9 protein-coding genes are annotated in these 12,191 nt (G+C 72.2%); 5 read left to right on the top strand and 4 right to left on the bottom strand.

Annotated features, from left to right (window positions below; all coding sequences use genetic code 11):
- The first annotated feature begins 1 nt into the window (after nucleotide 1).
- Both ACKTSN_RS30400 and ACKTSN_RS30395 read left to right on the top strand, forming a co-directional pair.
- Nucleotides 2-1,156, top strand: coding sequence for a glycosyltransferase (locus ACKTSN_RS30400; RefSeq protein WP_409472025.1), 1,155 nt, complete (start codon nucleotides 2-4; stop codon nucleotides 1,154-1,156).
- Entirely contained in the window at nucleotides 1,153-1,806 is a 654-nt protein-coding gene (locus tag ACKTSN_RS30395; protein ID WP_409472024.1) for a lipopolysaccharide biosynthesis protein, read from the top strand. The genes ACKTSN_RS30400 and ACKTSN_RS30395 overlap by 4 nt, the downstream gene beginning before the upstream one ends.
- A 35-nt stretch (nucleotides 1,807-1,841) precedes the next feature.
- Here the strand turns inward: ACKTSN_RS30395 and ACKTSN_RS30390 are convergent, their stop codons facing one another.
- Nucleotides 1,842-3,050 carry a glycoside hydrolase family 26 protein gene (locus ACKTSN_RS30390; protein ID WP_409472023.1) on the bottom strand — a complete coding sequence of 403 codons (1,209 nt, stop codon included), beginning with the start codon at nucleotides 3,048-3,050 and terminating at the stop codon, nucleotides 1,842-1,844.
- A gap of 167 nt (nucleotides 3,051-3,217) precedes the next feature.
- On the opposite strand from ACKTSN_RS30390, the gene ACKTSN_RS30385 reads away from it, so the two are divergent.
- Together ACKTSN_RS30385 and ACKTSN_RS30380 are read left to right on the top strand one after the other, a co-directional pair.
- Nucleotides 3,218-4,471 carry an ATP-grasp domain-containing protein gene (locus ACKTSN_RS30385; RefSeq protein WP_409472022.1) on the top strand — a complete coding sequence of 418 codons (1,254 nt, stop codon included), beginning with the start codon at nucleotides 3,218-3,220 and terminating at the stop codon, nucleotides 4,469-4,471.
- 2 nt (nucleotides 4,472-4,473) lie between these two features.
- Nucleotides 4,474-5,739, top strand: a complete 1,266-nt coding sequence (locus tag ACKTSN_RS30380) for an NAD(P)-binding domain-containing protein (protein ID WP_409474964.1) — start codon at nucleotides 4,474-4,476, stop codon at nucleotides 5,737-5,739.
- A gap of 169 nt (nucleotides 5,740-5,908) precedes the next feature.
- On the opposite strand, the gene ACKTSN_RS30375 is transcribed toward ACKTSN_RS30380, so the two are convergent.
- The 3 genes from ACKTSN_RS30375 to ACKTSN_RS30365 form a co-directional block, all read right to left on the bottom strand.
- Nucleotides 5,909-6,646, bottom strand: coding sequence for a chaplin (locus ACKTSN_RS30375; RefSeq protein ID WP_409472021.1), 738 nt, complete (start codon nucleotides 6,644-6,646; stop codon nucleotides 5,909-5,911).
- A 313-nt stretch (nucleotides 6,647-6,959) separates the two neighbouring features.
- Nucleotides 6,960-7,823 (bottom strand): ABC transporter permease, encoded by an 864-nt coding sequence (locus ACKTSN_RS30370; protein ID WP_409472020.1) that lies wholly within the window; start codon nucleotides 7,821-7,823, stop codon nucleotides 6,960-6,962.
- Complete coding sequence (locus tag ACKTSN_RS30365; RefSeq protein WP_409472019.1) at nucleotides 7,820-10,468, bottom strand: CocE/NonD family hydrolase; 2,649 nt, start codon at nucleotides 10,466-10,468, stop codon at nucleotides 7,820-7,822. Before ACKTSN_RS30365 ends, ACKTSN_RS30370 begins: the two co-directional genes overlap by 4 nt.
- A gap of 250 nt (nucleotides 10,469-10,718) precedes the next feature.
- Between ACKTSN_RS30365 and ACKTSN_RS30360 the strand changes: the two genes are divergently transcribed.
- Nucleotides 10,719-12,152 (top strand): condensation domain-containing protein, encoded by a 1,434-nt coding sequence (locus ACKTSN_RS30360; protein WP_409472018.1) that lies wholly within the window; start codon nucleotides 10,719-10,721, stop codon nucleotides 12,150-12,152.
- The last annotated feature ends 39 nt before the right edge of the window (nucleotides 12,153-12,191 follow it).

The raw sequence follows: 12,191 nt of genomic DNA, 5'->3' as shown, positions 1-12,191 counted from the left end.
GATGAAGGCTCTGCACATCATCACCGGCCTCGGCGTCGGCGGCGCCGAGCAGCAGCTGCGCCTCCTGCTGCGCCACCTGCCCGTCGACTGCGACGTCGTGACACTCACCAACCCCGGTACGGTCGCCGAGGGCCTCACCGCCGACGGCGTCCGCGTCATGCACATCGGCATGGACGGCAACCGCGACCTGAGCGCACTCCCGCGCCTGGCCCGGGTGATCCGCGCAGGCCGCTACGACCTGGTGCACACGCACCTGTACCGGGCCTGCGTCTACGGCCGGCCCGCCGCACGCCTCGCCGGGGTCCGCGCAGTCGTCGCCACCGAACACTCCCTGGGCGACTCGCAGATGGAGGGCCGCAGACTGACGCCAGGCGTACGCGCGCTGTACCTCGCCAGCGAGCGGCTCGGCTCGTCGACGGTCGCCGTCTCCGCGACGGTGGCCGACCGCCTGAAGCGCTGGGGCGTGCCCGCGCCCCGCATCGAGGTCGTCCCGAACGGCATCGACGTGGACCGCTTCCGCTTCGACCCGGAGCGGCGCGAGCGCACCCGCCGGCGCCTCGGCCTGCCGGAGGGCGCGTACGTCATCGGCGGCGTCGGCCGGCTCACCCGGGGGAAGCGGTTCGACGTCCTCGTCCACGCACTCACCCGGCTCCCGGACGACCACTGGCTGCTGCTGGTGGGCGGCGGTCCCGACGAGCCCATCCTGCGCCGCACGGCCCACGAGGCCGGCGTGGCCCACCGCGTCCTGTTCACCGGCGAACGCCCCTACGTCCCCGACGGCTCCCCCGGCCCCGACCTGCCCTCGCTCACCTCCGCGATGGACCTGCTCGCGTCCCCGTCCATGGAGGAGTCCTTCGGCCTCGCGGCCGTGGAGGCGCTGGCGTCCGGCCTGCCCGTGCTCTACGCCTCCTGCCCGGCGATCGAGGACCTGCCGCCGTCGGCCGCCGCCGACGCCCGGCGGGTGCGCGGCGGCTCCGAGGCGTACGCCCGCGCGATCGCCGAGGTCCGCGCGGCGGGACCCCGGCCGCGCACGGCACCGGAGGTCACGCACCACTACAGCATCACCCGCAGCGCAGCCCGCCTCATGGACGTGTATGCGGCCGCGCTCTCCAGTTCGTCGTCGTCCCTCTCACCTCTGGGAGCCAGCCCGTCATGACCACCACCCCGATCCGTCAGCGCCTGTCCCCGGCCCGTCTCAGGAAGCTGCCGTCCTGGTCCGTGCTCGCGGCCGGCACCCTCCTCGGGGGCCTACTCGGCGGCGCGTACGGCCTGGTCACTCCCCCCGAGTACACGGCCACCAGCTACGTCATCGCCGTACCGACCGACAAGTCCGGCCCGGACTCCGCCCTCGGTTTCGCGCAGGCGTACGGCCGAGCCGCCACGCAGCTCGCGGTGCTCGGGGACGCACAGGTGTGGGCGCGCGTGCCGGTGCGGACGCTGCAGCACGACGTGCGCACGGCGACCTCGCCGGACGCGCCGATGGTGGCCGTCTCGGCCACCTCCTCGCGCCCCGGCCTCGCCGTCGACATGGCCAACGCGGTCTCCCGGGCGCTGACCCGGCACGCGGACGACACCAGCGACAACACCCAGGTCCGGCTCGTGCAGTTCTCGCGCGCGGTGAAGCCGACCGAGCCGACGTCCACGTCGACGGCGGTGACCGCTCTGGTGGGCGCGAGCGCGGGCGGGCTGCTGTGCGGCCTGACCCTGCTGGCGCGGCCGAGGCAGACCCGCCCGGACGACGACCCCCTCCCCGCCGCCTCGGTGCCGGGCCCGGCCGCCGCCGCCGATGTGCGCGGACAGCGGTGACGGCGGTGGACCCGATCGAACTCCCGGCGGATGCTCTACCACCAGTCGAAGCGCAGGCAGAGCTTCCCGCCGAGCCAGTGCTCCAGCCAGCTGCCCAGGTCGACCGGCGTGCACTCCTCCTGGGCCGGCGGTTCGGTGGGCGGGACCGGCTCCTGCGTGGGTGGGGTGGGGGGCGGCGTCGCCTCGTCGGTGTCGCCGAAGAAGGACCGGTAGAGGTCGGACGACCTCGGGTTGTCCTCGCAACTCCACACACCGTGCGGGCAGTAGTCGGCCAGCGTGTTGTAGAGCGGCCTGTGCTCGGCGATCCACGCGAGCATGCGCCGCATGTACTCGGCATTGTCGCCGTTGCGGAAGAGTCCCCATTCGGGATACGAGATGGGTTTTCCGTGGGCCTTCGCGAAATCCACATGGTCCTGAAGCCCGTACGGCTCGTTCACCTGCTGGTCGAACGACTTCCCGGCCGGCTGGTCGTAGGCGTCCATGCCGATGATGTCGACGGTGTCGTCCCCCGGATAGCACTGCGTCCAGGGAATGGCGTCCCGGCCACGGCTCGGCGTGAATTCGAACCGGAAGTTCTGGCCCGGCACCGAACGCATGGTGGTGACGATCCGGTGCCAGTACTTCTTCCACGCCCTCGGGTCCGGACCGCAGCGATGGGTGTACGTGGTGCCGTTCATCTCCCAGCCGAGCACCAGGACCGTGTCCGGCACCTCCAGCTGGACCAGCCGCTCGGCGAGGGCACGGAAGTGGTGATCGAACTCCCCGGCCGCGCCCCGCCGCAACAGCCGGCGGACCTCGGCGTCGGAGACGCCCCCCTCGTTGCGCTCCTGAAGGGGGACGTTGAGGACGAGCATCCGGTCGTCGTCCTGGTTGCGCCAGTTCGCCCACACGTCGAGGAAGCCGGGGGCACCCTCGATGTCGCGCCAGCGGTTGCCGGGCAGGTAGGTGTGGCCGACGCGGAGCTCGGCACCGTCCAGCCAGTGACTGAACTGCGTCATGCGGGCCACGCCACGGGCGTCGGAGCCGAGGAAGGCACCGAAGGTCAGAGCCCTGCTGCCCGACGAGGGCCCTGGGACCTCGGGCGCGGGAGCCGCCGGGACCGGCGCCGGAGGGCGGGCATCGTCGCTCGGCACCACCCTCACCTCCACCGGGAGTCCGGACGCCAGGACGGCCGACGCGGCTGCGACCGCCACCGCGCCCGCAGTCAGCCAGCGGACCCGGATCCGCTTGTGGTGAGGAGCCATGCTGTTCCTTTCCTCGTTCTCGTCCGGCCTTCCGCCGCAGTCCTCCTTATTGACCAACCGTCACATGAAGTCAGGCACAGGAACACCAATGGCGCCACTGCCATTGCGGCTTTCGAGTGCTGCGCCCGCCCGTGCGGGTGATCCGATCCGTTAGAAAGTGAGAATTCGTGCCGCTACTCGACACCCGCGTCCCCGCCGTACTGCTACGAATCGACCGTAATCCTTTTCACCACGGAACCTTGGGCGCCGTGCGTTCGCTCGGCAGGGCGGGAGTGGAGGTGCATGTCGTCGCCGATTCAGCGAAAAGTCCCGTCCACGTGTCGCGTTACGTGCGTCAGATGCATCCCCCGCCGCTCCCGGGAGCCTCCCCGGACGACATCCTCGGCGTGCTGCGCCGCGTGGCCGACCGGATCGCGCGTCCGGCCGTGCTGGTCCCGATGGACGACGCGTGCGCGATCGCCGTGGCACGGATGCGGGAGGAACTCGCGCCCTCCTACCTGCTGCCGACGATGCCGGGCGCGCTGCCCGAACGCGTGGCCGACAAGGCGGAACTGGCCGCCGTGTGCGCGTCCGCGGACGTTCCGCACCCGGTGACGCTGATCCCGGACAGTGCGGCGCGGGCCGCCGCCGACGCGCGGCGGCTCAGGCTGCCGCTGGTGGCGAAGTGGAGCAGGCCCTGGCTGTTGCCGTCAGGCAGCGGGCTGCGCAGCACGGTGCTGGTGCGCTCCGTGCAGCAGGCCCGGGAGCTGTATCTGCGCACCGAGGAGGCGGGCAGTCGGCTGCTGCTGCAGTCGTACCTGCCGCCGGGACCGAACCGGGACTGGTTCTTCCACGGTTACGCCGACCACTCGGGCACCGTGCGTGCGGGCGGACCGGGCCGCAAACGCCTGGACCGGCCGCGGGGAGCGGGGCTGACCGCGGTGGGCTGCTGGACACCCAACCCGCAGGTGCAGGCGCTGGCCGAGCGGCTCACCGGCGAGCTGGGCTACCGAGGGATCTTCGACCTCGACTTCCGCCGCTGCGGCACGACGGGCAGCTATCACCTGCTCGACTTCAACCCGCGCCCCGGCGCCCAGTTCCGGCTCTTCGCGGACAGCGCGGGACTGGACGTCGTACGCGCCCTGCACCTGGACCTGACGGGCCGTCCGCTGCCGGACGGGGACCCCCTGGTCGGGCGCGCGTTCGTGGTGGAGAACTACGCGCCCCTCGCGGCGCTGCGTGCGGCGCCGGGCGGGCGCGAACTGGCCTGGTACGCCCGGGACGACCGCGCGCCCGGATGGGCGATGTGGGCCCTGTGGAGCCGTCATGTGTCCCGCCGGCTGCGTGAGCGGCTGGGCGCGACGGCGGCGGCACCGGCACCGCGGCCCATCCCCCGGGCGTCCTCGCCCTCCCTGACCGATAACGAGAAAGCGAGCAGTTGATGATGTACGACCTTCTGGTGGTGGGCGCAGGCCCGTACGGCCTGTCGATCGCGTCCCACGCCGCGGCCGCCGGGCTGAACCTGCGCGTGTTCGGCCGGCCCATGGCGTCCTGGCGGGACCACATGCCCCGCGGCATGTTCCTGAAGTCGGAGCCCTGGGCGTCCAACCTCTCCGACCCGGCCGGCCGTTGGCGCCTGGACGCCTACTGCGCGGAGCACGGCCTGACAGCACGTCATGCGCAGCCGATCCCGGTCGAGGCGTTCGCGTCGTACGGCCTGTGGTTCGCGCGCCATGCCGTGCCGGAGGTGGACGAGCGCACGATCACCCGGGTGGCGTCCGGCCCCGGCGGCTTCACGGCGGTCACCGAGGACGGACAGGCGCTGTACGCGCGGGCGGTGGCGCTGGCGGTCGGTGTCATGCCGTTCGTCGAGGTCCCGCAGGCGTTGCGCGGACTGCACCCCTCGCTGGTGACGCACAGCAGCCACCACAGCAACCTCGACCACCTCCGCGGCAAGGACGTCACAGTCATCGGCGGCGGCCAGGCGGCCCTGGAGACCGCGGCACTGCTCGCCGAACAGGGCACGTCCGTACGTGTGCTGGCGCGGGCCGACGGACTGCGGTGGAACGACGTGCCGCCGCCCTGGGAGCGCCCCTGGTGGCAGTCGGTCCGCTCCCCGCACAGCGGCCTCGGCCCCGGCTGGCGGAACTGGTTCTACGCCGAGCGCCCCGGCCTCTTCCGGCGCCTGCCGGAGTCGACCCGGGCCCGCATCGCGACCACGGCGCTGGGGCCGGCGGGCGCGTGGTGGGTGCGGGACCGGGTGGAAGGCGTGGTGGAGCTGCTGCCGGGTCATGAGGTCACCGCGGCCTGTGCGGTACCGGGCGGCCTACGGCTGGACTTGGTGAGCCGCGCGGGCGTCCGGAGCGCCCTGGAGACCGAACATGTCATCGCCGCCACGGGGTTCCGGGCGCGCTGCGACCGGCTCGGACTGCTCTCGCCCGAGCTGCGCGGAACGCTGGCGGCCCTGCCCGACGGCTCCCCGGTGGTCGGGCGCGACTTCGAGTCCTCCCAGCCCGGACTGTTCCTCGCGGGCCTGGTTACCGCCTCCGGCTTCGGCCCGGCCATGCGCTTCGTCCAGGGCGCGTCCTTCACGGCGGAGACCCTCGTCCGAGGGGTACGCCGCCGGCTCAGGACGACCCCGACCGGCGGGACGGTCCCCGTACCGGGAGGCGGCCGTCTGACCGAGTCGCCGTCGCCGGTGCGCCGCTGACGAAAGACCGCGAAGCCGCTCGGGGCCGCTGACGGCGAGAGAGTCGTCAGCGGCCCCGAGCGGCGTTTCGTCCCCGGACCGGCTCGGGCTGCCTCGCGCGGTGACCCGCGTCGGTCCTTGTGGAGTGGGTGCGGGTGCCGGACGGGACGCGTCCGGCACCCGGGAGCACCTACCGGTGGGAGGTGGCGCGGGCGCGGCGGTACACCAGGACCCCGCCCGCGAGCAGTGCGGCACTGGCGGCCGAGGCCGCCATCAGCGCCCCACCGCCGGTCTCGGCCAACTGGCCCGACTCGCCGAGCTCCACCTCGGCCGGAGGCATCTGACGGGCACGCGGCGTCTCCTCGGCCCGCGGGGCACGCGGGGTGGGAGTGCTGAGCGTGGGCGGCTCACTCGGCTTCGGAGTGGTGACCTCGTCGGTGTCGTAGCCGCCGTCGCCGTACGAGCAGGGGTTACCGGCCACCTGGTCGAGCGCCGCGAGGACATCGCCGCTGATGCCGCACGCCTTCACCGGCACCTCGACCGGCACCTCCAGGTCGTTCCCGGTCAGCACGCCGGAAGCGTCCTTGGCGACTTGAGTCGCGTATACGTCGGTGGAGTCGTCGCCGGAGGCGTCGTACGCGGACTCGGACGACATGGTGGCCTTCTTCTTGACCGCCTTCTTGTCCGAGGTGTTGCCGCAGACGTTGCCGAACGCGTCGTTGAGTGCCGCGACCGCATCGACGGTTTTGCCGCAGAGGTCCAGCGGCACCTTGACCGGGACCTTCAAGCTGTTCCCGGTCAGCACGCCGGAAGCCTCCTCGGCGGCTCCTGCCGCGTTGGTGCCGGCGAGAGCGGAGCTGCCGTACAGGGACAGAATGCCCGTGGCGGCGGCCGCCGCGAACACTCCCCTGCTCAGGGTCTGTCGCAATGTGGTTGTCTTTCCTGCTCGAAGAATTGGGAAAGCCGGCCCTGGAACGGAGATCGACGTCCAAGGCCGGCCTGCTGCCGATCGCCGGGTTCAGCGCAGTGATGAAGTTGGCAGAAAAAGCGGCGGCCTCTGCGGCGACGATTGCCTCAACTGAGCACTGCGCTTTCCCCTCTCATGGCGTCGCATGCCCTACGGCTTCATCAACCCGGCGCCCGAGAATTGGTTGCGCAGGTTCACCCGGTTGGACCGCGCCGCATTCGGAAAGGCCCGGACATCAGTGGGGCCGCGCCCTGTGAAATCGCCGCCTGACCGGCTACGACACCACGTCCTTGCGAGCGAAACCCCGGAAGGCCAGGGCGAAAAGCACGAGTGCGTATGTAATGGAAATCGCGGTGCCCTGGATCATGCCGGACCACTCGGGGCTGGGCTGGACGGCGTCCGCCCAGGCGAACTGCCAGTGCGCGGGCAGGAAGTGGCGCCAGTCGCCGAGGGCGGTCACCGCGTCGAGGACGTTGCCGACGATGGTCAGGCCGACCGCGCCGCCGACCGCGCCCAGGGGGGCGTCGGTCTTGGTCGACAGCCAGAACGCCAGCCCTGCGGTGACCAGTTGCGACACGAAGATGAACGCCACGACCACCACGAGCCGCTGGGCCGCGGTGCCCGCGTCGAGCGCACCGCCGGTGGGGATCTGCAGCGGGCCCCAGCCATAGGCGGCGATGCCGACGGCCAGCGCGACGACGGGCAGCAGCACCATCGCGGCCAGGCTCAGGCCGAGCCCGACGACCAGCTTGGACCACAGCAGCCGGGCTCGCGGCACGGGCGCCGCCAGCAGATAGCGCAGGGACGACCAGCTGGCCTCCGAGGCGACCGTGTCCCCGCAGAACAGGGCCACCGGGACCACCAGCAGGAAGCCCGCGGAGACGAAGAGGTTGACCGCGGCGAAGTTGGCGGCGGACGCGGTCGCCGAGTCCATCAGCGTGATCCGGTCGCCGCCGGCGTCCGGCTCGCCGCCGATCGCGAACGCGACGACCAGCACGAACGGCAGGACGGCGAGGATGCCGAACATGACCAGCGTGCGGCGCCGTTTCAACTGGCGGACCAGCTCGACCCGGAGGGGCAGCGTACGGCCCGCCCGGTAACCGGAGGCGACCTCGGTGCGCTCGGCGAGCGTGCTCATGCGGAACCTCCGATCAGGGTGAGGAAGGCGTCTTCCAGGCGGCGGTGCGGGCCGACCGACGCGACGGGCACTTCGAGCCGTACGAGTTCGGCGACCAGGCGGGCCGGGCTGCCGTCGGGGTCGAGGCGGACGAGGAGCCCGTCGTCGGTGAGGACGGCGGAGGCGACGCCCGGCAGGGCGGCGACCTTCTCGGCGACCGGCTCCTCCACGGGCACGGCGGTGCCGACGAGGAGGGTGTCGCCGGAGCCGACGATCTCGCCGACCGGGCCCGCCTGCACGAGCCTGCCCCGGTCCATCACCACGAGATGCGTACAGGACTGCTCGACCTCCGCCAGGAGGTGGCTGGAGACGATCACCGTACGGCCGGCCGCCGCGTACCGGATCATCACCTCGCGCATCTCGCGGATCTGGGGCGGGTCGAGGCCGTTGGTGGGTTCGTCGAGGATGAGCAGGTCAGGCAGGCCGAGCATGGCCTGGGCGATGGCCAGGCGCTGGCGCATGCCCTGGGAGTACGTACGCACCGCGCGGGCCAGTGCGTCGCCGAGACCGGCGATCTCCAGGGCCTCGTCCAGGTGGGCGTCCTCGGCCGGGCGGCCGGTGGCCCGCCAGTACAGCTCCAGGTTCTCGCGGCCGGACAGATGCGGCAGGAAGCCCGCGCCCTCGACGAAGGCGCCCACCCGGGACAGCACCGGCGCGCCGGGGCGGATCGCGTGGCCGAAGACGCGGATCTCGCCGCCGTCCGGCTTGATCAGGCCCATCAGCATGCGCAGGGTCGTCGTCTTGCCCGCGCCGTTGGGGCCGAGCAGGCCGAGCACCTGGCCCTTCTCCACGCGGAAGGACAGGTCCTTGACCGCGTACCGGTCCGCCGACTTCGCGTACCGCTTGCTCAGGTCGGTGATCTGGAGCGGGACGTCGGACAAGGCAGGGTCCGGGGCCGGCGTGGCGGTGCGGCGGCGGGCCGAGAGCAGCAGCGCCAGGGCGATCACGGCGCCGGTCAGCGGCAGCCACCACACCCACGCCGGCAGCGGGGCGGCGGCGGTCGTGACGCCGGGGGCCGTCGGGATCGTCAGGTCGCTCTTCAGGGAGACGGTGTACGTCGCCGGGGCGGCCGGGGAGGCGTACGCGAGGTCGGTCGAGGCGAGGACCAGGCGCAGCCGGTGGCCCTTGTCGACCTCGTGGTCGATCGCCGGGAGCGTGATCGTCACGTCCTTGCCGGACCTGGCGCCCTCGATCCTGAGGGGGGTCACCAGCTGGGAGGGCAGCACCTGCTGGGTGCCGTCGGCGCCGACGTCGTACACCTTGGCGAACAGGACCGCGTCGTCGCTGCTGGACTGCACGTGGACGGTCACCGTCGGCGATCCGGTGATGCGCAGGTCGTCGCCGGCCGGCGCCGACTCGAAGCGCGCGTACTGGCCCGGGAAGTCGAGGGACACCCCTACACCCAGCGAGGACAGCTGGGCGAGGCCGCCGGCGCCGCCGAGGCCGGGGAGCGCGGAGACGGCGGGCGGGCCGGCGCCGGGCGGATTGTCGAAGGTCTGCTCGCGTCCGGTCAGTTCCACCGAGCGCTGTCCGCTCTCCAGGCCCGGATACGCGTCCGCGCTCGCGCCCCGCAGCAGGGCCTCGCCGTCGGTGGAGTCGACACCTCCGGTGCGCGTGACCCGGAAGGCAGGACCGGTATCGGCGCCCTTGTCGTCCTTGAGGTACCGGTCGAACCAGGACTGCACGCGCGCCTGGACGCGGCTCACCTCCATGTCGCCGCCGTCATGGCCGCCGGCGATCCAGTCGACGTCCACGGAGGCGCCGTTCGCCTTGATGGCCCTGGCCGCCGCGTCGGCCTGGCCGAGCGGGAAGAGGGAGTCGGTCTGGCCCTGCACCAGGAGCGTCGGCACCTTGATGCGGTCGCCGACCGCCGACGGCGAGCGGGCCTGAAGCAGTTCCCGCGCCTCGGTGTCCGGGGTGCCGGACTCGGCGACCCGCTCGTACATCTCGCACAGCCGCGGCTCGAACTCGGCGCAGCCGCCGCCGGAGTTGACGAAGATCCCGGCCCACAGCTCCTTGAACACACCGTTCGGGAAGAGGGCGTCCGCGAGGTTCCAGTACGTGACCGCCGGGGCGATGGCGTCCACCCGGTCGTCGTTCCCGGCGCCGAGCAGGGAGATCGCGCCGCCGTACGACGCTCCTGCCATGCCCACGCGCGGGTCGCCGCTCCTGTCGAGCTGTACCTGGGGCTGCTCGGCCAGCCAGTCGATCAGCCGGGAGACGTCGGCGACCTCGGCGTCGGGACCGTTCAGCCCGATCTTCCCGGTCGAGTCGCCGAACCCGCGCGCCGACCAGGTCAGCACCGCGTACCCGTCTCTCGCCAGGTCCTCCGCCTGCTGCCGTACGTCGTCCTTGCTGCCGCCGAAGCCGTGCGCCAGCAGGACGGCGGGCCGACGGCCGTCCGAGCCCGAGGTGAAGTACGAGGTGTCGAGGCGCACCCCGTCGCCCATGGCCATCACCCGGTCGGCGCGGCGCACCGCGGGCGCGTCGTCGTCGGCGACGGCCGTCCACGTACCGGCACCGGCGAGCACCACGACCGCGGCCGCGGCCGCGACGATCCGCCGCGGCCGCTGTAGCCCACGCCATGCGGGCAGTCGAAGATCCATGCGTCAACGGTACGGGGCGAACCTGTCGGCATGTTGTCGACCGGAGACCGAACCCCCACACCTCCCATGGGCGTACACGCCCCTTTCCGCGTACTGCGGCCGTGGTACGACCTCACCGACCGCCCACCAGGTGGGGCACTGGCGTTCGAGGCACCACTCGATCCGCTGAAAGGGCGCAAATCAACACGTTTCCGGCGTATGTGCATCAGATCCTTGAAGATCCGCCCCCCCCTGCGAACGGAGACGCCCTGTGCGCATCACAGACATCCAGCGGTGCGAGGTCCGGCCCGGACGGCTCATCGAGTGGACGCTCAGTCCGGCGACCGTTCAGGCGGCGGCGGGCCTGCCGGACGACTCCCGACCACCGGCGTACATCCAGGAGTCGCACATCCGCACCGCCCGGTCCGTGCGTGAGGACGGCCTGTTCGTGCCGACCTGGCTCGGCACAGCGTTCGACATCCCGGGCCGGATCGACCTGGGCGCGCTGGAGGACGCACTGCGCAGCTGGACCCTCCGCCACGAGACGCTGCGCAGCGGCTTCCGTCTGCGGGACGGCGAGATGCGCCGGTTCACGCTCGACACCGGGGCGGTGTCGCTGCAGCGCGAGGTCGTCGGCGACTTCCCCGAACCGGCGAAGCTGGTCCGGCACCTGCAGGACCGCTTCGACGTCGCGGCGGACGCGCTCGGCTGGCCGAACCTCATCTACACGGCGGTCGTCCGGGACGACTGCACCAGCGTGTACATGGCCTTCGACCACAGCAACGTCGACTCCTACTCGATCCAGCGCATCCCCGCCGAGGTCCATGAGCTCTACGCGGCGAACGTGGCGGGCCGTACCGTGGAGCGGACACCGGCGAGCAGTTACATCGACTTCTGCGAAATCGAGCGGGCGGATGCGGACCGGATCGACGAGACCCATGAGATCGTCGCCCGCTGGCGGGAGTTCATCCAGCGGTGCGACGGCAGGCTGCCGAGCTTCCCCGTCGATCTCGGTGTGGTTCCCGGCGGCCCGCTGCCCACCCAGAAGCTCATGTCCGAGATGCTCGTGAGCCCGGACGACGCCGCCGCCTTCGAGGCGTACTGCCGGCCCTACGGCGGAAGCCTGGTCGGCGCCCTGGCCGCCACGAGCATCATCGTCCGGGAGATCGGCGGGCAGTCCGTGTATCGCACGGTCGTGCCGTTCCACACCAGGGTGAAGTCCCAGTGGTCGGACTCGGTCGGCTGGTATGTCGGCGGCGCGCCGATCGAGGTTCCCCTGGTGCCGGCCGCCGACTTCCCGACCCTCCTGAAGACCGTGCGCAGCCAGCTGCAGACCAGCAGGCCGCTGGCCCGGATGCCCCTCGCCCGGGTGCTCCGCCTGCTCGGCTCGGACTTCCGTCCGACGTCGCCCGACCTGTACTCGATCGTCTCGTTCGTCGATGCCCGGGGCATCCCCGGTTCCGGGCGCTGGTCCGAGCTGGCGGCGTACGGACTGATCAGGGTGTCGTACGGCGACCAGGTGTGCGTGTGGCTCAACAGGCTCCACGAGGGCCTGTGGTTCGCGTGCCGCTACCCGGACACCGACATCGCGTACAAGAACATGCGGCTGTACGCCGAGCGGTTGCGCGACCTCATCGTCCTCGTTGCCCGCGGTTCGGCACCGCCGGCCTCGGGCGTGAAGGCTGGTCGCCTCTCCGGCGGGTGAAGAGGGCCGCCGAGCAGCAGGGCTGATCCCCGGCTCGGC

The sequence above is a fragment of the Streptomyces flavusporus genome, assembly GCF_046267975.1.
In the GTDB taxonomy this organism is placed as follows: Bacteria; Actinomycetota; Actinomycetes; order Streptomycetales; family Streptomycetaceae; genus Streptomyces; species Streptomyces flavusporus.
The sequence above is the reverse complement of the archived record's forward strand: the minus strand, read 5'-3'. Positions and strand labels throughout refer to the sequence as shown.